The organism is Arthrobacter sp. TWP1-1 (assembly GCF_049897845.1).
Lineage (GTDB): Bacteria > Actinomycetota > Actinomycetes > Actinomycetales > Micrococcaceae > Specibacter.
Window position 1 is genome coordinate 70,397 of the sequence record NZ_JAFCXC010000005.1, and the last position, 23,689, is coordinate 94,085.

General features: G+C 62.0%; 17 protein-coding genes. 12 read left to right on the plus strand and 5 right to left on the minus strand.

Annotation, left to right across the window (positions count from 1 at the left end; all coding sequences use genetic code 11):
- The first annotated feature begins 3 nt into the window (after positions 1–3).
- The 7 genes from gatA to ACP7B9_RS10815 all read left to right on the plus strand — a co-directional run bounded on the left by gatA (position 4) and on the right by ACP7B9_RS10815 (position 9,555).
- On the plus strand, positions 4–1,566 hold the full coding sequence (gene gatA, locus ACP7B9_RS10785) for an Asp-tRNA(Asn)/Glu-tRNA(Gln) amidotransferase subunit GatA (protein ID WP_425863241.1): 1,563 nt from the start codon (positions 4–6) through the stop codon (positions 1,564–1,566).
- Entirely contained in the window at positions 1,566–3,074 is a 1,509-nt protein-coding gene (gene gatB / locus ACP7B9_RS10790; RefSeq protein WP_425863243.1) for an Asp-tRNA(Asn)/Glu-tRNA(Gln) amidotransferase subunit GatB, read from the plus strand. Before gatA ends, gatB begins: the two co-directional genes overlap by 1 nt.
- 477 nt (positions 3,075–3,551) lie before the next feature.
- Positions 3,552–4,433, plus strand: a complete 882-nt coding sequence (locus ACP7B9_RS10795; protein ID WP_425863555.1) for an ABC transporter permease — start codon at positions 3,552–3,554, stop codon at positions 4,431–4,433.
- A gap of 38 nt (positions 4,434–4,471) precedes the next feature.
- Positions 4,472–5,410: a carbohydrate ABC transporter permease gene (locus ACP7B9_RS10800; RefSeq protein ID WP_425863244.1), complete on the plus strand. Its 939-nt coding sequence runs from the start codon at positions 4,472–4,474 to the stop codon at positions 5,408–5,410.
- A 61-nt stretch (positions 5,411–5,471) separates the two neighbouring features.
- Positions 5,472–7,157, plus strand: a complete 1,686-nt coding sequence (locus ACP7B9_RS10805; RefSeq protein ID WP_425863246.1) for a sugar ABC transporter substrate-binding protein — start codon at positions 5,472–5,474, stop codon at positions 7,155–7,157.
- Positions 7,158–7,297: 140 nt separating this feature from the next.
- Entirely contained in the window at positions 7,298–8,296 is a 999-nt protein-coding gene (locus ACP7B9_RS10810) for a LacI family DNA-binding transcriptional regulator (RefSeq protein WP_425863248.1), read from the plus strand.
- A 92-nt stretch (positions 8,297–8,388) separates the two neighbouring features.
- Positions 8,389–9,555, plus strand: a complete 1,167-nt coding sequence (locus ACP7B9_RS10815) for a Gfo/Idh/MocA family protein (RefSeq protein ID WP_425863557.1) — start codon at positions 8,389–8,391, stop codon at positions 9,553–9,555.
- 119 nt (positions 9,556–9,674) lie between these two features.
- Here the strand turns inward: ACP7B9_RS10815 and ACP7B9_RS10820 are convergent, their stop codons facing one another.
- A complete protein-coding gene (locus ACP7B9_RS10820) occupies positions 9,675–10,610 on the minus strand; it encodes a LysR family transcriptional regulator (RefSeq protein WP_425863250.1) in 936 nt (311 codons plus the stop codon).
- A 134-nt stretch (positions 10,611–10,744) separates the two neighbouring features.
- Here ACP7B9_RS10820 and tdh point away from each other — a divergent pair, with 134 nt between their 5' ends.
- The 3 genes from tdh (at position 10,745) to ACP7B9_RS10835 (ending at position 13,945) form a co-directional block, all read left to right on the plus strand.
- Positions 10,745–11,794: an L-threonine 3-dehydrogenase gene (gene tdh / locus ACP7B9_RS10825; protein ID WP_425863252.1), complete on the plus strand. Its 1,050-nt coding sequence runs from the start codon at positions 10,745–10,747 to the stop codon at positions 11,792–11,794.
- 94 nt (positions 11,795–11,888) lie between these two features.
- Entirely contained in the window at positions 11,889–13,094 is a 1,206-nt protein-coding gene (locus tag ACP7B9_RS10830) for a glycine C-acetyltransferase (RefSeq protein ID WP_425863254.1), read from the plus strand.
- Between the two features lie 53 nt (positions 13,095–13,147).
- On the plus strand, positions 13,148–13,945 hold the full coding sequence (locus ACP7B9_RS10835) for a hypothetical protein (RefSeq protein WP_425863255.1): 798 nt from the start codon (positions 13,148–13,150) through the stop codon (positions 13,943–13,945).
- Here ACP7B9_RS10835 and ACP7B9_RS10840 read toward each other — a convergent pair.
- Together ACP7B9_RS10840 and ACP7B9_RS10845 are read right to left on the minus strand one after the other, a co-directional pair.
- Positions 13,920–14,906 (minus strand): formylglycine-generating enzyme family protein, encoded by a 987-nt coding sequence (locus ACP7B9_RS10840; RefSeq protein ID WP_425863257.1) that lies wholly within the window; start codon positions 14,904–14,906, stop codon positions 13,920–13,922. The two genes, ACP7B9_RS10835 and ACP7B9_RS10840, sit on opposite strands and share 26 nt — an antisense overlap.
- Positions 14,907–15,037: 131 nt before the next feature.
- Positions 15,038–15,682: a LysE family translocator gene (locus tag ACP7B9_RS10845; RefSeq protein ID WP_425863259.1), complete on the minus strand. Its 645-nt coding sequence runs from the start codon at positions 15,680–15,682 to the stop codon at positions 15,038–15,040.
- Positions 15,683–15,807: 125 nt separating this feature from the next.
- On the opposite strand from ACP7B9_RS10845, the gene hutI reads away from it, so the two are divergent.
- Together hutI and ACP7B9_RS10855 are read left to right on the plus strand one after the other, a co-directional pair.
- Positions 15,808–17,031 (plus strand): imidazolonepropionase, encoded by a 1,224-nt coding sequence (gene hutI / locus ACP7B9_RS10850; protein ID WP_425863261.1) that lies wholly within the window; start codon positions 15,808–15,810, stop codon positions 17,029–17,031.
- Positions 17,032–17,060: 29 nt separating this feature from the next.
- Entirely contained in the window at positions 17,061–17,360 is a 300-nt protein-coding gene (locus tag ACP7B9_RS10855; protein WP_425863263.1) for a hypothetical protein, read from the plus strand.
- 10 nt (positions 17,361–17,370) lie between these two features.
- Here ACP7B9_RS10855 and ACP7B9_RS10860 read toward each other — a convergent pair whose 3' ends face one another.
- Together ACP7B9_RS10860 and ACP7B9_RS10865 are read right to left on the minus strand one after the other, a co-directional pair.
- Positions 17,371–17,844 carry a GNAT family N-acetyltransferase gene (locus ACP7B9_RS10860; protein ID WP_425863265.1) on the minus strand — a complete coding sequence of 158 codons (474 nt, stop codon included), beginning with the start codon at positions 17,842–17,844 and terminating at the stop codon, positions 17,371–17,373.
- A 119-nt stretch (positions 17,845–17,963) separates the two neighbouring features.
- The gene (locus ACP7B9_RS10865) at positions 17,964–23,351 is read right to left on the minus strand and encodes an endo-alpha-N-acetylgalactosaminidase family protein (RefSeq protein ID WP_425863267.1); all 5,388 of its coding nucleotides are present in this window, start codon (positions 23,349–23,351) and stop codon (positions 17,964–17,966) included.
- Positions 23,352–23,689 lie beyond the last annotated feature (338 nt).

The following is a 23,689-nucleotide window of genomic DNA, read 5'->3' on the forward strand; positions in this document are numbered from 1 at the left end:
TCCATGACTGCATCTGATTTGATCCGTTCCAGCGCGGCCAAAATGGCCGCCATGCTGGCCGCCGGAGAAGTAACCTCCGTTGAATTGGTCCAGGCCCACCTTGACCGCATTGCCGAGATCGACGGCGGTGAACGCGGAATTCACGCGTTCCTGCACGTTAACGGCGAAGAAGCCCTCGCGGTTGCCGCCGATGTGGACGCCCGCCGCGCCGCAGGCGAGGAACTCCACGAGCTCGCCGGTGTGCCCATCGCCATCAAGGACCTCATCGTCACGAAGGGCCAGCCCACCACGGCTGCCTCGAAGATCCTTGAGGGCTGGATGAGCCCGTACGATGCAACCGTCATCGAGAAGATCCGTGCAGCACGCATGCCGATGCTGGGCAAGACCAACCTTGACGAATTCGCTATGGGTTCCTCCACGGAGCACTCCGCGTACGGCGTCACCCGCAACCCCTGGGACCTTGACCGGATCCCCGGCGGTTCAGGTGGCGGTTCCGCTGCCGCCGTTGCCTCCTTCGAGGCTCCGCTGGCGCTCGGTACCGACACAGGTGGCTCCATCCGCCAGCCCGGTTCCGTCACGGGAACCGTTGGCGTCAAGCCCACCTATGGCGCGGTTTCGCGTTACGGAGCCATCGCCATGGCATCCTCGCTGGACCAGATCGGCCCGGTATCGCGCACGGTTCTTGACTCCGCACTGTTGCAGGAAGTCATCGGCGGCTACGACGCCAAGGACTCCACCTCCCTGACTGACCCCTCCACCGGACTGGCCGACGCCGCCCGCATTGGCAACGTTAAGGGCATGAAGATCGGCATCATCAAGGAGCTGCACGGCGAAGGCTTCCAGGCCGGTGTTGAAAACCGTTTCAACGAATCCCTGGAGCTGTTGCGCGAAGCAGGTGCTGAAATCGTCGAGGTTTCCTGCCCCAACTTCGGTTACGCTCTGGGTGCCTACTACCTGATCATGCCCAGTGAGGCTTCCTCTAACCTCGCCAAGTTCGACGGCGTCCGCTTCGGTATGCGCACGTTGCCCACCGAAGGCCCGCTCACGATCGAGCGCGTCATGGGTGCCACCCGCGCCGCCGGTTTCGGCGACGAGGTCAAGCGCCGCATCATCCTGGGTACCTACGCCTTGAGCGCCGGTTACTACGATGCTTACTACGGCTCCGCGCAGCGCGTCCGCACCCTAGTGCAGCGTGACTTCGAGGCTGCCTTTGCCCAGGTTGACGTGCTGATCTCCCCGACGACGCCCACTACAGCGTTCAAGCTCGGCGAGAAGCTCGATGATCCGTTGTCCATGTACCTGCAGGACGTTGCCACGATCCCGGCAAACCTGGCCGGCATCCCCGGCCTGACCCTGCCTGGCGGTCTTGCTGACGAAGACGGCTTGCCCGTTGGTATTCAGCTGCTGGCTCCGGCCCGCGAGGACGCCCGCGTTTACCGCGTAGGTGCTGTTTTGGAATCCCTGCTTGAGGCGAAGTGGGGCGGCCCCATGCTGAACCAGGCCCCCGAACTCGCCGCATCGCTGGTCGAGCCTGTCGAGACCCCTGCAGCCGAGGAGGCTAACTAATGAGCGTTGACACCATTCTGAGCTTCGAAGAAGCCATGGAAAAGTACGAACCCGTTCTCGGGTTCGAGGTGCATGTTGAGCTGAACACCAAGACCAAGATGTTCTCCTCCGCCCCGAACGTGTTTGGCGACGAGCCCAACACGAACGTCAACGAGGTGTGCCTGGGCTTGCCCGGCGTACTGCCGGTTGTCAACAAGAAGGCTGTCGAGTCATCGATCCTGATCGGCTTGGCACTGAACTGCAAGATCGCCCCGCACAGCACCTTTGCGCGTAAGCAGTACTTCTACCCGGACACTCCGAAAAACTTCCAGACCTCGCAGTACGATGACCCCATCTGCTACGACGGCTGGATCGACATCGAGCTCGAGGATGGCACCGTCTTCCATGTCGAGATCGAACGTGCCCACATGGAAGAGGACGCCGGAAAGCTGACCCACATGGGTGGTTCCACCGGACGCATCCAGGGTGCCGACTTCTCCCTCGTTGACTACAACCGCTCCGGCGTACCGCTGGTGGAAATCGTCACCAAGACCATCGAAGGGGCCGGCTCCCGCGCCCCCGAACTGGCCAAGGCTTATGTCGCCGCCATTCGCGAAATCGTGAAGAACCTTGGCGTTTCCGAGGCCAAGATGGAGCACGGAAACGTCCGTTGCGACGCCAACGTCTCCCTGCGCCCGCACGGCCAGGAGAAGCTCGGTACCCGTACCGAGACGAAGAACGTGAACTCCTTGCGCGCCGTCGAGAATGCCGTGAAGTTTGAGATCCAGCGTCACGCTGCCGTTCTGGATTCCGGTGTGGCCATCACACAGGAAACCCGTCACTGGCACGAAGACACGAAGTCGACCACCTCAGGCCGTCCCAAGTCCGACGCCGACGACTACCGCTACTTCCCGGAACCGGACCTGGTGCCCATCGTCACCTCCGCCGAGTGGGTTGAAGAGCTCCGCGCAACCCTGCCCGAGCCGCCGGCAGAGCGCCGCAAGCGCCTGCAGGCCGACTGGGGCTACTCCGATTTGGAGTTCCGCGACGTGGTCAACGCAGGCCTCATGGACGAGATCGAGGAGACCATCGCAGCCGGTGCCTCCGCAGCCGCCGCCCGCAAGTGGTGGATGGGTGAGATCGCACGCCGTGCCAAGCTGGCCGACGTCGACCCCGCCGCACTGGGTGTCACGCCCGCCGTCGTGGTGGAGATCGAGAAGCTCATCGCCTCGGGCGCTATCAATGACAAGTTGGCCCGCAAGGTGCTCGACGGCGTCCTTGAAGGTGAAGGTACGCCCACCGAGGTCGTGGCCAAGCGCGGCCTCGCCGTGGTCTCCGACGACGGCGCACTCCAGACCGCGATCGACGAAGCCCTGGCAGCTCAGCCCGACGTTGCGGACAAGATCCGTGGCGGCAAGGTTCAGGCCGTTGGCGCAATTGTTGGCGGCGTTATGAAGGTTACGCGCGGACAGGCCGATGCCGGCCGCGTACGCGAACTGATCCTGAAGACGCTCGGCGTCGAAGGGTAACAACCGTCCCCGCTGGTCGAGCTTGTCGAGACCCCGCTGGGCCGCGCCCGTCCCCGTTTTCCACCCCGTCTTCCGACGGGTGCCGAAAGCGGGGACGGGCGTTTCTTTTTGCGGTAACCAATCTGAAACATGATTGTTACTGACGATTTGAAAAGAATTTTGCCCAACATCTTGCATCTGTGCCCTGAGTCACTTATCGTTGTTAATCGGTTAACCAATGCATGTCGAAGTCACAAAATTGTGGCCTAGGCGGAGGAGTTGACCGTTCCACGAAGATCAGGAGTACCTATGAGCCAGATGCAACAGGAATCGGCGGAGCAACTTGCCGTTGCCGCTGAACTTCCCGGGTCCGCCCCTGCAGCCGAGGGCAAGCCGGGAAAGAAGCCGGGAAAGAAGGCCGGTAAGAAGGCCCAGCCGCAGCTCGGTATCCCGCTGCGAAAGATCCCTTGGCAGACGCGTTTGCGCAGGGACCGGCAGATGCTCCTGATGATGATTCCGGGTGTTGCGTTTCTGGCCCTGTTCTTTTACATCCCGATCCTTGGCAACGTCATTGCCTTCCAGGATTACCAGCCGTTTCTTGGCATCTCAGGAAGCGATTGGGTAGGTCTGCAAAACTTCGTAGACCTTTACTTCAACCCGGATTTCTGGGTTGCACTACGGAACACGATCGTGCTGGCCGTATGGCAGCTGGTCCTGTTCTTCCCCGTCCCGCTGGGGCTGGCCTTGATCGTGGATTCCCTGGTCAGCAACAAACTTCGCCGCTGGTTCCAATCACTGGTGTACCTGCCGCACTTCCTGTCCTGGGTACTTGTCATTGCCCTGTTCCAGCAGGTTCTTGGCGGCGCCGGTTTGGTCAACAACAGCCTGCGCGATCTGGGGATGGACACCATTCCCTTCATGACCAATCCGGACACGTTCCCGTTGTTGGCCACCATTCAGCTGGTCTGGAAAGACGCCGGGTGGGCCATGATCATTTTCCTCGCTTCACTGGCAGCCATTGACGGCTCACTCTACGAGGCAGCCGCGGCCGACGGCGCTGGCCGTTGGCGCCGGATGTGGCACATTACCCTTCCGGGCCTGCGCTCCATCATCGTCTTGTTGTTGATCCTGCGCATTGGCGACATCCTTAGCGTCGGCTTTGAACAATTCCTTCTCCAGCACGACGCCGTTGGTGCAGGAGCCTCGGAGGTCCTGGACACCTTCACCTACTTCGCCGGAGTTGTTGGCGGTGGCTGGAGTGCAGGTGCTGCTGCCGGTCTCGCCAAGGGAGTGGTTGGCGCACTGTTGATCTTTGCCGCCAATAAGGTGGCCCACCGCTTGGGTGAACCCGGAATCTTTCAAAAGAAGGCCGGATCATGAGCGCCTCGGCACACACCGCATCGCATAAGGAGACAACCATGACGGCAACTATTTCTGGCCTCCGCGCCGCCAAACGCCGCGACAAGCAGCTCAGCTTCAACCCGGGCCGGCCCGCCTGGAAAGAGCCCGCCTCACCGATCTACAACGCCATCAAGGCTGTGATCATTGGTGGCATCAGCCTCTCCATTGTCATTCCGCTGCTCCTGGTGGTCTCCACCTCGCTGGCCGACGATGAGCAATTGATAGCAGCCGGCGGATTCGTCCTCTGGCCAACCCACCCCACCTTTGCCGCCTACCAGGCCATCTTCAGCGGAGACTTCATGTTCCGGGCGCTGGGCGTCAGCGCGTTCATCACAGCTGTGGGTACCTTCATGGCGTTGTTCATCACCATCACGATGGCGTACGCCACGAGCCGTCCGGTCCTGTTGGGCCGCCCAGTGCTGTTGCTGGTCTTGTTCACCTTGTTGTTCGCACCCGGGCTGATTCCCATGTTTCTGATGGTCAAGCAACTGGGCCTCTTGAACACCATCTGGTCACTGATCCTGCCGGGCACCTTTGCGGCCTTCAACTTTGTGGTGATGCGCTCCTTCTTCATGAACATCCCTGCCGAATTGATTGAGGCTGCCCGGATCGACGGTGCCAGCGACTTCATGATCCTGCGCAAGGTTGTCCTGCCGCTATCCAAGGCGGTCATTGCGGTAGTGGGACTGTTCTACGCGGTGGGATTCTGGAACGCGTTCTTCAACGCCATGCTCTACATCAACGACCAAACCCTGTATCCGGTCCAGCTGATTCTGCGTAACTACGTTGTTCAGGGCGGATCCATGGCCGACGCCATCGGGGTGACATCCACACCGCCACCGCAATCGATGCAAATGGCCGTCGTGGTAGTGGCACTGCTGCCCATCCTCATCGTTTACCCGTTCCTGCAAAAGCACTTCACAAAGGGTGTCATCACAGGCGCCATCAAAGGCTAGTCAGTTCACACGTTTGCAAGACAAAGATTCAAAGACTCAAGGTTAGAGAAAGAGGAATAGCATGAAGCGTTCTATCGATACTGTTGGGGTTTCACGACGTAACTTCCTAGGACTGGCCGGCATTTCGGTCGCCGCGGTGGCCCTGACCGGCACACTGTCCGCCTGTGGTGGCGGTGCTGGATCGAACGACGGCGGCGCCGAGGCATCGAAATCGGTCACCTTGCCCACCTATAAGGAATTCACCGCCGTTGTTGCGGACCTTCCCGGAAATGCCGAGGGTCTGGAGGCTGGCTTCATCAACATGCCCAAGCCGGTAGCCTCCACCCAGGGTAAACCGCTGACCGGTCCCGTCAGCGTCCTGTCCGAGACCTTTGAAATCATGGCCCCTGCCATGCCCGACAATCCCTTCTGGCAGCGGTTGAACTCCGCATTGGGCGGCGAATTCAACATGCAGATCGTTGAGGATACAGGCGATGGCTACCCGGCCAAATTTGCCACTATCCTCGCCGGTGACACGCTTCCGGACCTGATGTGGATTCCGCCAAACCAGGGGCTGCCCAATGTTGGCCCCATGCTGGAAGCCAAGTTCCAAGACCTGACTCCTTATCTGTCCGGCGACGCCGTGCTTGAGTACCCCAACCTTGCCGCCCTTAAGCCCGATTCCTGGCGTACCGCCGTCGTCAATGGCAAGATTTGGGGTGCACCCATCCCCAGCACACCCTTTGGTCAGGTCATGCTTGGCAACAAGGCAACTTGGGCCAAGGTGGACGGATTGGGCGCCAAGGACGCCGATGAATTCTTCGACAAGGTCAAGGAGCTCAGCAACCCCGCCAAGCAGCAATATGCGCTGGAGCCGGCGTACGTCAACGTCCTGAACATCATCACGCAGTGCCTCGGCGCGCCGAACGGCTGGGCAGTCAACGCGGACCGCAGCCTGACGCACCTGTATGAGACCGAAGCGTACCTAACCGGCCTCGAATTCGCTGCCAAGCTTTTTGCCGCCGGCGCGTTCTACCCGGACGTCAATATGACCAATGCCAAGACGAGGATCGTCAACGGCTCCTTGGGCGCCATGGTTATCTCCGGACCCCGTGACGTGGGCAGCTTCCGCGCATTGGACGCCAATGCTGACATGGAAATTCTTGTTCCCTTCAGCTTCGATGGAACCCTGAAGCCCAGCTACAACATGGGCTACGGCACCGTGGGCTACACAGCGTTTAAGAAGACGGACGACAAGCGCATCAAGGAACAGCTTGCCTTGGTCAACTGGCTCTCGGCGCCGTTCGGCACCGAGGAATACCTGCTCAAGAACTACGGTGTTGAAGGCAAGGACTATGAGTTCGATGCGGATGGCAACCCGATCTTGAACGCGGACGGATTGAAGAATTTGCCGGGCGTGGTCAGCGCACTGAACATCATGACGGCACCGGAACGCGTGAACTTCACCCCCGGGTTCCCACAGGTGACGAACTACGTGTACGAGACGGAGAAGAAGCTGCTGGAATTTGCTTGGCGCAACCCCACCAACGGCTCCTACTCCGACACCAATGCCAAGGTAGGACCGAAGATCACCAAGATCGTCCGCGACAAGACCGTTGACATCATCACGGGCCGTGCCAAGGTCTCTGAACACGCCGATGTTCTTAAGCGCTGGAAGTCCGAAGGTGGCGATAAGATCCGCGCTGAGTACCAAGCGGATCTGAACCCGGACGCCCCGGTATTTACGCAACAAAAATCCTCAAAGTAGCACCAAACCGTACTAGGGGTGACCGACACATTGTCCGGTGTGTCGGTCACCCCGGCCTCCCAACGCGACGGCGGCCATAAGTTAGAGGCAACAACATAATAATTCGGCAGCAACCGGTACTAATCCAGGAGAGCAACAGCATGATTCGGCCCACCATCAAGACCGTGGCAGCTGAAGCGGGCGTATCCACGGCCACCGTTTCATACGTTCTGGCCGGACGCACCAGAAGCAACGGCTCCGGGATCTCCGCGGCCACCGCCGAACGTGTCCACGCCGCCGCCAGCAAGGTTGGTTACCGGCCAAATCAGGCAGCCCGAACCATTCGCACGGGCAAGTCAAATCTGATGATGTTGTCGCTAACCATGCTTTCGGATCCGTGGTCACTGTCGGTCAGCAAGGCTGTTGGCGCCGCCGTCGCGAGTGCGGGCATCACACCGATGATTCTTGCCGATACGGATTGGCGGACCGCAATTAAGCGCCAAAGCGCCGACGTGATCTTCATCGATGCTGCCGCTAATGAGGGCGACGCCGAGCTCCTAACCGAATTGGGCCGCAGCAACAACCTGGTGGTGTTCAGCGAGACGCTGGAACCCAACGGCTTTGACGTGATCCGCTCGGTGGCAGGAACCAGCATGGATGCAGCCATGGATCACCTGACGGCGACCCACACAAAAGTGGCGTGCCTGACCTCCCGAAACAGCCTGCAGGTACCAAATCCAACACGGTATGGAGCCTATCTGGCGGGACTCCGGCGGGCGGGCCTCCCTTTTCGGGAGGACCTGATAGCCACGTTCGACGGCGATGAGGTGAGTGCTTATGAGGCTGCCGTGTCGCTGTTGCAACAGCCCGACCCGCCAACGGCCATCTTTGCCACCTCGGACTTTGTGGCGATGGCGGCGATCAACGCAGCCCAGCGGATGCGATTGGCTGTCCCGGATGATGTGGCCGTGATTGGCGTCGGAAATACCCTCCAAGGTGAGGCCATGGCGCCGTCGCTCAGCAGCGTGGGACCCGTTGATTTTTTCAACCGACTCGCCGAATTCCTGGTGCACAGGGCCACCGACGGTGCCGCGCCACATCGTGTTTTGGAGTTCCCCTGGCAACTGTTCGTGCGTGAATCCGCGCCACTTACCCCTTAGATTCCTCAATTTTTCAAGAACTTAAAGAGAAAAGACATACTGTGACAGATTTATTGGAAGCAGGCCCGGACGATGCTCCGGACATCAAAGACATGCGCGTCGGACTCGTGGGGTTTGGCTTGCGCGCCTCGCTCTGGCGACACGTGCACAAGCCCGGCCAAGGCTCGGAAGTGGTCATGGTCTGTGATACCTCCGAACGCGGCCGGGCCGACGCCGCCGAACGGATCCCGACCGCCGTCGTTACCGACTCGATTGAGGAACTCTTGGGGGCCGGGCTCGACGCCGTACTGGTGCTGACACCCGACAACCGACACGCAGAGATTGCTGTGCAGACGTTGCGAGCGGGCATTCCCACGTTTTGTGAAAAGCCCCTAGATGTCACCGTGGAAGCCGCCGATTCGATCCTAGGTGCGGCGTTTGAGACGGGCACCAGGCTCTATGTTGGCCACAATATGCGCCACATGCCCGTGGTGGTCCAGATGCGTGAGCTGATCCAGGCCGGAACCATCGGCGAGGTCAAGGCCATCTGGTGCCGTCACTTTGTTGGCAATGGCGGCGACTACTACTTCAAGGATTGGCACGCCGAGCGGGCGAACACCACGAGCCTGCTGTTGCAAAAGGGCGCTCATGACATCGATGTGATCCACTGGTTGGCTGGTGGGTACACCAAGAAGGTTTCCGCTATAGGTGATCTGGCAGTCTACGGTGACGTGGCCAGCCGTCGCGACAATAGCGATCGCCGGATGGGGGACTGGTTCTCCCTCGACAACTGGCCGCCCGCGGAGCAAACGGACCTGAACCCCGTCATCGATGTGGAAGACATTTCCATGATGCAGATGGTGCTGGACAACGGCGCCTTGGCGTCATACCAGCAATGCCATTTCACGCCGGATTACTGGCGCAACTACATGGTCATTGGTACCAAGGGCCGGATGGAAAACTTCGGCGATGGTCCCGGTGATTCCATCAAGGTGTGGACCAGCCGCTCTCAGAACGGCTTTGTGACACCGGATCTGGACATTGAAATCCGCGACGGCGACGGCGGCCACGGCGGTGCCGATCCGCTGCTCATTGCCGAGTTCCTCCGCTTTGCCCGGGACGGCGGCATGACCGAGACCTCTCCCATTGCGGCGCGTGAAGCCGTGGCCGCAGGTGTTGTGGCGGCGCAATCGTTGCGCAGCGGTGGCGGCGCCTTGGATATCCCGGCGCTTCCGGCGGAATGGGTCGAGTACTTCAACGCCGGCCAACCCCGCCGCTAACCCGACGCTCGCCGCTAACCCGACGCTCGATCACATCCGGGGCGTTTTTTCCCAACGCTCGCTCCCTATGCAGAGCGAGCGTTGGCTGGTAGTGCCCCGGATCTGAGCGAGGGTTGGAATCAGGTGGCAGTCAGCTCGGCCATGATGTCCGCCAGCGCCTGCGCCACCAGCATGACCGAGGCTCGTTTGAGTGTCTCGGGCCGGGCGAGTAAATCAATTCGCCGCCGCGTGCTGATGCCGGTCAGCGGTCGAAGCACCACACCGGCATCTAGGGCGTGACCGGAGGTATAGCGCGGCAGTAGCCCGATGACGTCGCCCGTGGAAACCAGTGCCGCGGCTGCGGAGTAATCGTTGATGCGGTGCACCACGTCCACGGGCCGACTGGCAACCGCCCCGATCGCTGTCAGCACATCCGCGGGGGAGTAGCCGCTGCGGCTGGCCACCCACGGGTAGGCCACCACGTCCTCCGGTGATAGCTCGGGAAGAGCTGCCAGCGGATGATCAGCGGCAACCGCGATATCCAGCGGTTCGTGGGCGAGTGGGATGACCCTGACGCGGGAGTCCGGCCAGGCCGGACTGTGATCCATGCGGTGCGCCAGCACCAGATCGTAGCGGGCAGTCAGCGCCGGAAAATCGTGCTGGGCCACGTCTTCGTCGCTGAGCCTGACCCGCGGGACAGACGCCGCGGCGGCGGTTCCGGGAGATCCGCCGTCGGCCATCCTGCGAACCAAGGGCGCGAACAGGGCCTGCCCGGCGCTGTGGAAACCGCTGACACTGACAATTCCGCCGGCGTCCTGCTGGTAGCCGCCGATCGCCGCTTTCGCGGTGGCCATGGCGCTGATGACACCCGCGCCGGCGTCGGCCAGCACCTTCCCGGCCTCCGTGAGCACCAGATTGCGCCCCTCTTTGCGGGTCAGCGGCGTGCCGACCTGGCGCTGGAGCAGGGAGATTTGCTGCGAGACCGCCGACGGCGTGACGGACAGGGCGTCGGCGACGGCCTTGACGCTGCCGAGCTCGCCGAGATCTCGCAGCATTTGAAGTTGATGAATTTCCACGTCAACACATTACCATTTAGCAATTACTTAATCGATGATGTTGAAAATTCTCATTGTGCTAACTGGTTTCGGACGCTGTAATGGATTCAGCACACAACCGAACATGAGTTTCTTGACCCCGAAGGCGCGCGTTTATGAAAGCACTGTACAAGTCCGGTCCCCACGCCGGATTCGAGCTCGTTGACCGTCCCGAACCGGAAACGGGCGTGCGGGACGTAAAGATCAAGGTGCACACCACGGGCCTCTGCGGCACCGATCTGCACATCCAGGCCTGGGATGCGTGGGCCGCGGAGACCATCAACGCCCCGCTCATCGCAGGGCATGAATTCTACGGCGAGGTGGTGGAGGTCGGCGCTGACGTCCGCGACGTCAAGGTAGGCGACAAGGTCTCCGGCGAGGGCCACGTGGTGTGCGGAATGTGCCGCAACTGCCGCGCTGGCCGACGCCACATGTGCATCAACACCATCTCCGTTGGAGTGCAGCGCGATGGAGCGTTTGCCGAATACGTTGTCATCCCCGAGTCCAACGTCTGGGTGCACAAGGACTCGTCCATCACCCCGGAACTCGGCGCCATCTTTGACCCGCTGGGCAACGCTGTCCACACGGCACTGAGCTTTGGCCTGGTCGGCGAGGACGTCCTCGTCACCGGCGCTGGCCCGATCGGGCTGATGGCCGTGGCCGTTGCCCGCCATGCCGGTGCCCGCAAGATTGCCATCACCGATGTTTCCGAACCCCGCCTGGCCATGGCCGCCGCGATGGGCGCGGACCTCGCCGTCAACGTCGCCACCACACGACTCAAGGATGCTCAACTGGAGCTAGGCATGTGCGAGGGCTTCGACATCGGCATGGAAATGTCCGGCCACCCCACCGCGCTGCCCGAGATGATCGACAACATGAACCACGGCGGCCGCATCGCCATGCTCGGGCTCCCCAGCGAGTCCATCGACATCAACTGGGGCAAGGTCGTCACCCACATGCTCACGCTCAAGGGCATTTACGGCCGCGAAATGTTTGAAACCTGGTACGCCATGTCCGCCATGCTCTCCTCCAACCCGGTCCTGCGCGCCGCCGTCGCCTCGGTTGTCACGGACGTCCTTCCCGCCACCGAATGGGAGCAGGCCTTCGAGATCGCCCGCTCCGGTCGGGGTGGCAAAGTGGTCCTTGACTGGTCCGTTTTCTCCTAGTTTTCCACGCCGGCAATTCCGCGCACGACGGCGGGACCCCACCTCCCGCCGTCGTACCTCCTCCCACTTCCCTCACCTCACTCCAAGGAGTCCCATGTACACCTCCATGAAAGACCAGCTCGCCGCCGAGCTGACCGAGATCCGCACCGCCGGGTTGTTCAAGACCGAACGCCAGATCACCTCCGCCCAGTCCAGCCACGTCACGGCCGGCCCGTTGGACGGCGCCACCGCACCCGTGCTGAACTTTTGCGCCAACAACTACTTGGGCCTGGCAGACCACGCGGACATCATCGGCGCGGCCAAGAACGCCATGGACAGCCACGGCTTCGGCATGGCCAGCGTCCGCTTCATCTGCGGCACCCAGGACCTGCACCTGGAACTCGAGGCGGCCGTCTCGACATTCCTCGGCACCGAGGACACCATTCTGTTCTCGTCCTGTTTCGATGCCAACGGTGGCGTCTTTGAATCACTCTTCGGGGCCCAAGACGCCATCATTTCCGATGCGCTGAACCACGCCTCCATCATCGACGGCATCCGCCTGTCCAAGGCCGCCCGCTTCCGCTATGCCAACCAGGACATGGCCGATCTGGAGACCCAGCTGCAGGCCGCCGCCGCACTGAATGATGGTGCCGGCGCCCGCCGCACCATCATCGTCACCGATGGCGTGTTCTCCATGGACGGCTTCCTCGCCCCGCTGGCAGCCATCTGCGATCTGGCCGACAAGTACGACGCCCTCGTCATGGTCGATGACTCCCACGCCGTCGGCTTCATGGGCGCCACGGGAGCCGGAACTCCGGAACACGCCGGTGTCTCGGAGCGCGTCGACATCTACACGGGCACCTTCGGCAAGGCACTCGGCGGCGCATCGGGCGGCTACGTCTCCGGCCGCGGCGAGATCGTCGCTATGCTGCGCCAGAAGGCCCGGCCCTACCTGTTCTCCAACTCGCTGGCACCCGCCATCGTGGCAGCAACGCTCAAGGCCCTGGAACTCGTGGCCGGTTCCGCGGAACTCCGCACGAAGCTCTTTGCGAACGCCGCACTGTTCCGCCGTCGCATGAGCGAGGAGGGCTTCGAGTTGCTCCCCGGCGAGCACGCCATTGTCCCTGTCATGTTCGGCGACGCCGTCGAGGCCGCCCGCGTAGCTGATGCGATGCTGGAGCACGGCGTTTTTGTCACCGCGTTCAGCTTCCCTGTAGTCCCGCGCGGTGCCGCCCGTATCCGCGTACAGCTCTCCGCCGCCCACAGCACTGACGACGTCGAGGCCTGCGTGAGCGCCTTCGTCGCCGCCCGCGGGGTTTAACGCGGCGGGCTACGCAGACTCATAGCGGCGTCTGCACGTGGCAGGATAAAAGCATGACTTTTAGCTGGGACATCCGCGCACGCGTGCAATTTGAGGGCGACGCCCACGTCACGGAAGACTCGTGTGGCTTCAACGGCCCCAACGCTTGGGTGATCGACGGCGCCACCTCTTTGCTGGAGCCGCTCGAGCTGCCGGCCGCCTCGAACCCGCAGTGGTTGGCCCAGCAGCTCACCGTCATTTTGGCCGAGGGCCCTACTGACGCCAGCCGGGCCGGTGTCCGTTCCTTGCTGGCGGGCGCGTTGTCTGCCATCGACCAGATTGCGGTGCCACTCGTCGGAGAGGAGCGCGTCCGCTTTCCCAGTGCGGCGATATCGGTGGCTCAGCTCAACAGCGACGGCGTGGAGGTCGCGAGTCTTGCTGACTGCACGGTGGTGGTCAGAACGTCCGACGGCGTCACCCACCTCGTGCGGGCAGGCGACGCCGACGCGCGGGTCGATCTGGAGGCCTCACGTCGGACCGTTGATGCTGCCGAGCGCCGCGCGCTTCTCATCCGTGATCGCGAATTACGCAACACCCCCGGCAACTTGTGGGTGGCCCGGCGAGAACTCGACGCCGCGGATCACGCCCACGTGGTGCAGCTGAGCCAGCCCGAGCTCATGGTGATGGCCAGCGACGGGGCTTGGCGCGCCGTCGACCTTGGAATTGTCAGCGGGCCGGAGGAATTTCTGGCCCGCACGAGCACCACCCTCGACGCGCTCGGGCTGATGCATGAGCTGCGCGTGAAACAAGCAGAGATCGGCGAGGTGGCCGACGACGCGACGGTCCTTACGCTGTCACCGAAACGGTCCTGAATCCCAAGTTGCCGCTGGCAGATTCGGGGGAGTTGGAGCTGCGGGCGGCCAGACGGTAGCGGTTGCAGTAGGAGTCGTGGCATAGGTACGAGCCGCCGCGCATGACCCTGCCACGGCCGATCGTGGGGCCGGGCGGATCTGTGACGGTGCCTTTGGCGAGGCAGCTCTTGTAGTACTTGGGTAGGAACCAGTCGGCACACCACTCCCAGACATTCCCGCTCGTTTGATACAGGCCAAAGCCGTTGGGCTCGAAGCTGTTCACGGGGGCGGTGGTGAGGAATCCGTCGTCGCAGGTATTTTCGGAGGGGAAGGTGCCCTGCCAAATATTGCAATTGTGCAGCAGTGCGCCGTCGGAACCCGCGCCGTGGAGTTCGTTCCCCCATGGGTAGCGGGCCTGTTCCAGACCGCCGCGGGCCGCGTACTCCCACTGCGCTTCCGTGGGAAGCGCACGCCCGGACCAGGCGCAATACGCCAGCGCGTCGCTATGGGAGACCTGCGTGACGGGGTGGTCGGGGATGTCCTGCCAGTGTGAAAGCGGCCCGGCCGGATGAGCCCAATCGGCGCCGCGCACGTTGAGCCACCAGGGAGTGCCGGAGGCCGTGCCGAGGATGTCCGCCTTGTCAGCTTGGACTGCAAGGTGGAACACGGCCGAGGTGCCATACAGCTCTGACTCGGTGCGATATCCGGTGGCGTCAACGAACGCGGCAAAAGCGGCATTGCTGACGGCGGTGGTGTCGATACTGAAGGCGGAGAGCTCCACGGGATGCACGGGCGTTTCGCCGTCGTTCGGGTAGCCCTCGTCGAAAGGATCACCCATAGCGAAGGTGCCGGCCGAGATGGTTACCTCGGTGTGGACAGCGGTGGCGGCGTAGCGAGGGGGGACGCTGAGTGTGAACGTCTGGGGTGATTCGGGGCCGTGGTCGTGGTGTTCGGACGGGCCGGGACTGCAACAACTAGACATGGGCTCTCTCTACGCCGCCGGATTCGATGCCACAAGTCTATGCAGTCACGCGGGCTTCCGGTGACGGGGCGCGTTTTCCCCACGTCTGCGCCCCGTTCGAGAACAACGGTACGCAGAAAGCGAAGGAGCAGTTAGCTTGTAGCTCCGGAGGCCATGACACCCACGCCGAGAACGGCAAGGATGCCGCTGCTGATGCGTTCGATCAACGTGTTGACCTTGGGCTTACGCAGCCACTTCATGGCCTTGTACGCCACGATGGCGATGGTTGCTAGGTACAGGAATCCAATCACTGCCAGCGTCAGGCCCAGCACCATCGCCGTGGCCAGCGTATTGACGCCATGCGGAATGAACTGCGGCACCACAGCTAGGTAAAAGAGGCCAACCTTGGGGTTCAAGATGGTCGAGACAAGTCCGGCGGCATATCCGGCGCGCTTGCTGTACGCCAACGGCTGGTTAGCATCTTCGCCTGCCGTGATCCCGGCCTTAGCGGCTTTGCGGGCCTTGATGAAGGAGGAGACACCCAGATATAGGAGGTACAAACCACCGGCAATTTTGATCCAGCGGAAAACCTCTGCCGACTGTTCCAGAATGGCTGCCAAGCCCAGCCCCACCAGAGCCGCCCACACCAGTGCGCCCGTGCCGGAACCGGCTGCCGCAGAAATGCCCGCACCCACTCGGTTGAGGGAAATGCGCAGCACCATGAAGGTGTCCGGCCCGGGAATGAGAGCCAACATGAGGCACAGTCCGGCAAAGGCCAAGAGGGAAACAAAGGTCATGAAGTCAATTGTCCGGGGTACCGCTCCGCCGCCGCAAGCCGGGATGGCGTCAGGTGTCCGCCATCCCAGACTCAAGCCGTCGCGGGGGCGCACAAGCCAGCCATCCGGCGTCGTACGCTAGGGACATGAGCGAACTGATCACCAACATCGGTGAATTGATGACCCAGGACCGCGAGCATGGCACCCGGCGGAATGCGGCCGTGGTGCTCGAGGGGGAGCGGATCGCCTGGATTGGCGACGCCGTGCACGCGCCGGCCGCCGACACCGTCACCGACGCGCAGGGGCGGGCCGTGCTGCCGGGCTGGGTGGATTCCCACACGCACCTGATCTTCGCAGGGGACCGCACAGCCGAATTCGAGGCGCGTATGGCCGGCGAAAGTTACAGTGCAGGCGGAATCGCCGTCTCCGTCAATGCCACCCGCGCCGCTAGCGACTATGACCTCACCCGGCTGGGCATGGGCCGCGTCGCCGAGGCGGTCTCGCAGGGGACCACCTATTTGGAGACGAAAACCGGCTATGGTCTGGACGTTGAACATGAACGCCGCAGCGCCCGGATCGCCTCCACCGTAGCCGACGAGGTCACCTACCTCGGCGCGCACCTGGTGCCGGAGGGGGTAGACGCCGATGCGTATACCGAGCTCGTGTGCACCGAGATGCTCGAGGCGGTCCGCCCCTACGTGAGCTGGGCCGACGTCTTCTGCGAGCGCGGCGCGTTCACTCCTGAGCAGAGCCGGCGGGTGCTGACGGCGTGCCGCGAGGCCGGGTTGGGCCTGCGGGTTCATGGGAATCAGTTGGGCCACGGCGACGGCGTTGCGCTCGCGGTGGAGTTTGGTGCGGCAAGTGTTGACCACGTCAATTTTCTAACGGACGACGACGTTGCGAACCTTGGGCAGTCATGGTCCGGTTGGGATGCGGCTGCTAATGCAGGGCGCGGTGCTGGGGTTCGTGGGACGGTCGCCACGGTGCTGCCGGCCTGTGATCTGTCCACCCGTGCGCCGTTGGCCCCGGCACGCCAGCTATTGGATGCGGGGGTGCAGATTGCCATGGCGTCGAACTGCAATCCGGGAACGTCGTACACCTCCTCCATGGCGTTCTGCGTGACGACCGCTGTCCTGCAGATGGGGCTCAGTGTTGACGAGGCCGTGCGGGCGGCGACTTTTGGGGGAGCGCTGGCCCTGGGCCGCGAGTCCGGGGCCGATGTTGATGGTCAGCGGGCCGTTGGCTCCATCGCTGTTGGGCACCGGGCGGACCTGCATTTACTCAAGGCCCCCTCGGCGACCCATTTGGCCTACCGTCCGGGGATTCCGTTGACGGCTGCGGTGTGGCGGGCGGGCCAACGAAAGGTGTAGTTGGCGGTGCTGTCCCTAAGATGGTCACTATGAATATCGAGGAAGTAGACGAACGCGACAGTACCTGGGAGCAACACGACTCCGTTTTCAGGGTGTACTTTGCTCAGGGAGCTGACCTCGCGGTCACGACCTTCGATGTTTCCGATGCCACGTTTGGTGAGGTTCTCCAGTGGGCGCAGCAAGAGGCTTCCGCGGAGACACTGATAGCGGTCGCACTTGTAGGGCGTGACTCCCGAGGGCTGAAGGGGCTGACGTGGTTGTTCGGCATGGACCCGAACGACTCTCCGGAGTCTGAGCTTCAGATCCGCATGCACGCGGAAATGCGGTAACTCAAACTGCTTAGAGTTTCTTGCGCATTTTTACGGTGACGGTCTCATACCCCAAGGAGTCGTAGAGACCTCGGGCGGCCTTGTTGAAGCCGAAGACGCTGAGCCCCAACGTTACGGCTCCTTGGGAGCGTGCATACTCCTCGGCCTTGAGCATGGTTGCCCTGCCCAGGCCCTTGCCGCGTTGATCCGGGTTGATGACGATGTCCCAGACCCACCACGATTGGCTATCTCCTGAGGTGTCTGTGCCAACCCAGAGGTACCCGACGATTGTCCCGCTCTCGTCCGCCACATCAAACACAGCATTGTCCGGTGTTGGCACGTCTTGCGGAAAGGCCTCGGCAAGGCTTGCTTCGGCGCGTTGCCGTGCCGACTGTGCGGATTCTCCTGTCGCGACAAGATCGGACTCATACTCGCTACGGCTTCGTTCGCGCCATGCAGGGAAGGACTCGGGGCTGATAGCAATAAGCCTTAGCGGGATCGTCATCTGAGTAGTCTGACAGCTGGATATGGCCGGGCTCAAGCCAACCGTAACCACGTGTTAAAAAGCCGGCCCCACCCGTGCGGTTGCACACGGATGGGGCCGGTTGTTTGGAACTGCGGGTGCTACTTCACCGGCGGGCCGGTGACCTTGAGGGCTGCCCATCCGTGGAGGCTGCCAGCCTCGTTGAACAGGACCACCTTGTTGTCGCCGGGGCGGGTGCTCTCCGGCGTATTGACCTCGATGGTGCCGTCCGGCAGTGCCTGGTGCCAGCCGAGTCCGTCGCTGTTGAGATAGACGTAGAACCACTCGCCGGCGGCAAGGTTGGTCAGCGTCACCTCGGAGGGTCCGCGCTTGAACTCCGCGGAGCCCAGGCCAAGATCAACCTGGGTGTCCTTCTTCAGTGACTTCAGGTTCGCCGCTTCCGGGGTGAATCCCGGCTCGGAAGGTTCAACCGGCTTAGCCGTCACCGAGATGATGGTGGTGCCGGTGGCAGCCTTGCCGAACTTGTCGGTGCCGGTGGCTGTCAGTGCAGCTGCACCCACCGTTGCATTCTCCGGGACCACCAAGGTGAACGTTGCCACGCCTTCAGCGTTGGCAACGGCGGTGAGTTCCCCGCCGTCGACCAGCTGCAAGGTAGCTGGAGAACCGGCCTGCAGGTCCGCAACTGTCACTGTGTAGCTTGACCCCTGCTCGACGGCGTTGCCGCCCTCGACTGTCGGTGCCAGCACCAAGGCAGGCGTCTCGTCGGCGCAGCTGAACTTGGCATCGGCCCAGTCGGCCCACTCGTCACCGTTCAGCCCGGCCACTGCCACCTTGGCAGCGTTCAGATCGATGAAACGGACACCAGTCACATCAGCGGTAAGCGTGACGGCGTCACTGTCGACTGTCAGCTGAGGTGAGGTGGCAAGCGTCTTGCCATCGCCCACAACCGTGAACACCACGTTGCCGCGGTGTGCCTTCGGCAGCTTGGCATCGTCAATACCGACGACGGCGCTGAATGTGGTGCACTTCCCACCCAGATAGAAGCCAACACTGGAATCGGCGTGAACGCCAAGTCCCTTGTCGTAGACCTTCCCGTCGATGGTGATGGGTGCGCCGTCGCCCTCGGCGTTTTCGCCGTTGTTCTGGTCGCGCTCAACAGGACCCCACTCGTTGGCGGGTGTGCCCACAAACTCCATATCGCTGGCAAAGACGTCCGCGGTGGGAGCAGCGGGCAGATCGCCCACAATGGTGACTGCCGCGGAGCCGGTGGCCGCCTTGCCATTCATATCGGTGCCAGCAACCGTGATGGTTGCAGCACCAACGGCGGCGTCGGCCGCAACCGTTGAGGCGAAGGTGGCCACGCCTTCAGCGGAGGCCGTGGCTTTACCGAGCTCGGCGGTGCCGAGTGAGAACGTGGCCTCCGAACCGGCCGTCAGCTCGCCAACAGTGACGCTGAAGTCCAGGCCGCGTTCCAGCGGCCCGCCCGGGTTGACCACGGGGGTCAGTGCCAGTGCGGGGGACTCATCGGAGCAGCGGAACATGGCATCCGCCCAGTCTGCCCAGTCGTTGCCGTTACTGCCGTTGGGGTCAACGACGAGCTCAACATACTTGGCACCCTTCAGGTCTACATTGATGGGCGTCGCCGGTGAGGAACCCGTCAGCACGCCCGAGTTGAACAATTCCACGCCGTCGCCGAGCACCTTGAAGATGACCGATCCCTTGGTTGATTGGAAATCGTCAATGCCGATGACAGCCGTGAACGCGGTGCATTGTGTGCCAACAAAGTACTTGACGTTGGACGCTGCGTGCACGCCCAAGCCCTTGGCGTAGGCCTTGCCATCCAGCATGATGGCCGGGCCGTCCTTCTCGCCCTGCTCACCGTTCGTCAGATCCTTCTCGGCCGGTCCCCACCCATTGGTGGGGGTGCCGATCCACTGCATGTCGGACGCATAGCTGTCCTTCACGGGCGGGTGCGGCATGGTGTAGACGCCCAGCGTGGATTCCGCCTTGCGCTCGCCGATCGGGTCAACCGTGGTGGTGTACTTCGATTCCGCCGTGACGTTGTAGCTGCCGTCGGCCGAGGCCGGGGCAAAGACATTCCACTTCGTCACGAGCTTGGCTCCCGGTGCCAGCGTTGCTGCTGTCGCAGGAGTTGTTGCGGTAGCGGTCCAGCCTTCCGGCAGCGCCAGTGTCACCGCAGCGTTGTTCACCGGGGCCGGCTCATTGGAGACCAGGGTTGAGGTGAATTCATTGTTGGTGTTCTGCTCAATGATGGGTCCGGTTTGTGCCAGCGAAAGCTGCGCGCAGGCCGGGGTTGTTGTGGATTCGCCCAGGTCACGGATCAACAAGTTGTCCAAGGACAGATCGGCGGCCGTGGAACCGGTGCGCAACAGCCCAACGTAGCTGTCGCCACAGGCCGAGGCCGTGAAGTTTTGCACCCAGCGAGTCGTTTCGTGCATAGCTGGGAACGGGGTCGATTGCGTCTGAACAGCTCCGGCAGAGCCGTCATAACCACCCACCCAGGAGTACTCATTAGCCTTGGTGGACTGGTAGTTGAAGGAGATTTCGTAGTCGTGGCCAGCCGTAAACGGCACGGTGGCCGTGGTGGTCCGGTACACCAGACCACCGTTTTCCTCGTGGGCGTGCAGGGAGAATGTGCCGTCGAGAACATCGTCCATGACCTTGCCGTTCCAGCCCTTCTGCGTGAAGGGGGCGTGGATCGGCGCCAGGTGGGTGCGCGGGTCGGTGATGCCGCCGGCGTCGCCCTTGACGAACGGTCCCCAGCCCTGGTCGACGTTTTCAAAGTCTTCCGCGAGGACCACGCCGCTGGGCGCTGTGCCGCTTACGACGTCGGACGCCGTCACCTTTGCGGTCTTGACCACGCGGACGTCGTCCACCAACACCGCAGTAGTGCCGGCTCCGGCGGAGATCGTCAGGACCGGCTTGTCGCCGTCGGCCTTCACATCAACCAAAACACTGACGCGCTGGGCGTAGGTCCTGTTCTTCTGGTCTGCCGCCACCGTGTTGAACAAGGTGGAGGAGTTCACCGTGTTTGTCACGGCAGCTGAGCCGGAGACCGCGGCGCTAAGCGTAGTTTCACGCTTACCGCGCGGGAACTTTTCCACACTCGCCAAAGTGGGGTCGATTTCAACCCACGCACTGATGGAGTATGTGCCGGCGTTTAGCGCGCCAAGAGTTTGCGTGATGCTTGAGGCGCCATCGCCGAGCTTGGCCGAGGTGAGTCCCTTGGCTGAGCGCGCAAGGCTCACAGCTCCCTGAGGGCTCCATGCCGTCAGGTTCCCGGCATTGAATCCGGGATCCTTGATGCCCGTGCTGGCACCCCAGTTGGTATCGGCGTTGGGGATGACAGTGTCAACAGCCGAGACGGCCGGGGTAGTCGCCAGTGCCGTGGTGGGCACCAGGACGTAGGCGGTGTTTGCCTTCGGGGTCAAGTTGATTTTGCCGGCGGTGACGGCAACGTCACTCACGAACGTACGTCCCTGATCCGTGAGCTCGTACAGCTTCAAAGTTGTCTGGTTGGCGAACTCGGGCAGCAGAGTCCACGTTTGGGCACCGCCAGCGGCGCTGTAGTTGTACAGCTTGGATTGCTTGTCCGTGTCATTGGCGGCGGTTTCGCCAAACTGCACTGCTTCGCTTGACCACGGCAGAAGATAGTCGTGGCCCTTGAGAACCTCAACGCCCTTCTGAGTGATGATGCGATTCTCCAGAGAGGTGCCCGTCACGCGCAGGTTGTTCCCGAGCGTAATCGCCTCGGGGGTCCACGTGGAGATTTCCTGCTGCTGCAGGAATTTCACTGGGACGTTGTTGTCCCACACATTTTTCATGAACGCGTTGTAGTTGTTCTGTCCTGTCCAACCCTGCCATTCAATGATGTGCTGGGTGCCAAGGCGCGGATCCGGGTTCCAGATATCGCGTTGGGTGTTCTGGGCAAAGCGGATGATCTCCGAGTTCCACCCCTTGAGCGTGCTTCCACCGTATTTTTCATCAACGGCCCAGTGTGACCAGGTGTTGTTGCGGACCATGGAGTTGGCAAATTCGGAGGAAACGGAGAAGCCGTTGTCCATGATGTTGCGCTGCAGGCGCTCGCCAACCCAGCCGGACTCGTAGTACACGTCAATGTAGTTAGCCGTCAGATTGTCATCGGCGGCATCGTCCAGACCCTTGATGCGATTGTTCTGGTCCCCGGAGAGAACGTCGCGGCGCTGGTCGATGTAGTAGGACTGCTCCAGCCAGTTCCAGCCCTTGCCCGGCGGCTGCTTGATGAAGGTGTCGCTAAATGCCTTGGACTCGGGATACGCCTCGGTGTTATTCATATGAACGCTGAACGTGGCGCCGTATTCCTTGGCCTGCGTCAGCAGTGAGTTCATGTCCTTGATGCCGCCGGCGCGTTCGTTCCAGTTGCCGCTAAAGTCCGTGTTGGCAGAATCGTGGCCTTCGGAGGTGAATCCCTTCAGAAGCGAGTACTGGCCCAAACCATCGGTGGCAAGTGCAGTGTGCTTGACGTCGTCAAGGGTCCGCAGGAAGGGGTTGGTGGCCTGGCTGGCGAAGTTGAAGGGGATGTTCTGAACAACGCGGTTCTTCACATCTTCCCAGCCCTTGGGCTTGTATTGAATGTCGCGAGAGGCGATGGCGCCGTCTTGCCAGTTGATGGTGCCGTCCGCATTTGCATCACCGGTGATGATGACCTTGGCCTCGGGCAACGGCTCGGTCTCGGTGGAATCCTTGGCGCGGTACAACCACGCACCTGATGAGATGCCCACCTTCTTGTTGACGCCGTCGGCCTTGACCTGCCGCCAGAAACGCCCGCGCTCGGAGGCGGCGAGTGCGTTGTCTGCCGACGACCATGCGCCGTCGTACAACGAATTGCTCTCAAAACCAGCAGCAAGACCGGCATTGTTGGCGATGGCAACCATGGATGTCTGGGCCGCAGCGTCAACCGCCGTCCCTGCCGTGATGGGGGTGATCTTGTCTCCGGTTATGGCCCGGTCGGTCGAGACAACGGCAGTAGCCACCGACGCGCCGGCTTCAGCGGAGGAAACGGTGACCAGGTCTTGATCCATGATCTGGACCCGATTGACCTTATCCGCGCCGGATTCATTAATCTCGGTGATGTTGAACGTCAGCACGTTCTTCGCCACCGAGAGCTTGGCCTTGAGGCTGATGCCATCCATGCCGGGGACGTTGATCGTGTAATCGATCGAGGCACCATCGGCATTGACCGTGGAGGTCACGCTGACGGCTTGATCGACGCCGTTGATGCGCATCTTTGTCGCGACAACGGTAGCGCCCGTCATGGTCTTGGGTGTCCCGCCATCGGCAAGGGTGTATTTCAACGCTTGGGGGAACGCGGTGGAGACTTCCACGGCGAGTTGTCCGGAGGTGATCACCGCCGTGCCCTCTGCGGCCAAGGCCGGAACGGCCGCAGCGAGGGGGATGATGGTGCCGGCCATGACGGCTCCGGCGATCCCCATCCCCAACCACGTGCGGTGGTGTCGAGTGAATGACATCAAGAACTCCTTGAAGATCTTTGGTGCGGGTTCAAGCGGCGTTTTGCGCACTTGAGTGGACGAAGCTGATAGTTGTGAGGCCAGCCGAGCGAAGCCCCCACAACGTGGTATGCATCACTGTTATCCATAACACCGTAGCAGTGCGTCGTCGACGTGACGAGTGTTTCGGGAATCTTTACGTGAAGTTTCCCGAAGAAATGTTGTGATTTCATCCGATAGGACAAGTGATTGAAGTTGACGTTTTCAATCAACTTATGATCATGATGTGTTACGATTAAGTTAACGAAAACGCTTCAAGCTGCCGGGAATCGGCGGCGCTGAGGCCCCAGAAAGCCCCT

Bases quoted from the DNA above. Each gene is read 5' to 3' on its own strand.
- gatA (WP_425863241.1), top strand. From the start codon at position 4: ATGACTGCATCTGATTTGATCCGTTCCAGCGCGGCCAAAATGGCCGCC.
- gatB (WP_425863243.1), top strand. From the start codon at position 1,566: ATGAGCGTTGACACCATTCTGAGCTTCGAAGAAGCCATGGAAAAGTAC.
- ACP7B9_RS10795 (WP_425863555.1), top strand. From the start codon at position 3,552: ATGCTCCTGATGATGATTCCGGGTGTTGCGTTTCTGGCCCTGTTCTTT.
- ACP7B9_RS10800 (WP_425863244.1), top strand. From the start codon at position 4,472: ATGACGGCAACTATTTCTGGCCTCCGCGCCGCCAAACGCCGCGACAAG.
- ACP7B9_RS10805 (WP_425863246.1), top strand. From the start codon at position 5,472: ATGAAGCGTTCTATCGATACTGTTGGGGTTTCACGACGTAACTTCCTA.
- ACP7B9_RS10810 (WP_425863248.1), top strand. From the start codon at position 7,298: ATGATTCGGCCCACCATCAAGACCGTGGCAGCTGAAGCGGGCGTATCC.
- ACP7B9_RS10815 (WP_425863557.1), top strand. From the start codon at position 8,389: ATGCGCGTCGGACTCGTGGGGTTTGGCTTGCGCGCCTCGCTCTGGCGA.
- tdh (WP_425863252.1), top strand. From the start codon at position 10,745: ATGAAAGCACTGTACAAGTCCGGTCCCCACGCCGGATTCGAGCTCGTT.
- ACP7B9_RS10830 (WP_425863254.1), top strand. From the start codon at position 11,889: ATGTACACCTCCATGAAAGACCAGCTCGCCGCCGAGCTGACCGAGATC.
- ACP7B9_RS10835 (WP_425863255.1), top strand. From the start codon at position 13,148: ATGACTTTTAGCTGGGACATCCGCGCACGCGTGCAATTTGAGGGCGAC.
- ACP7B9_RS10840 (WP_425863257.1), bottom strand. From the start codon at position 14,906: ATGTCTAGTTGTTGCAGTCCCGGCCCGTCCGAACACCACGACCACGGC.
- ACP7B9_RS10845 (WP_425863259.1), bottom strand. From the start codon at position 15,682: ATGACCTTTGTTTCCCTCTTGGCCTTTGCCGGACTGTGCCTCATGTTG.
- hutI (WP_425863261.1), top strand. From the start codon at position 15,808: ATGAGCGAACTGATCACCAACATCGGTGAATTGATGACCCAGGACCGC.
- ACP7B9_RS10855 (WP_425863263.1), top strand. From the start codon at position 17,061: ATGAATATCGAGGAAGTAGACGAACGCGACAGTACCTGGGAGCAACAC.
- ACP7B9_RS10860 (WP_425863265.1), bottom strand. From the start codon at position 17,844: ATGACGATCCCGCTAAGGCTTATTGCTATCAGCCCCGAGTCCTTCCCT.
- ACP7B9_RS10865 (WP_425863267.1), bottom strand. From the start codon at position 23,351: ATGTCATTCACTCGACACCACCGCACGTGGTTGGGGATGGGGATCGCC.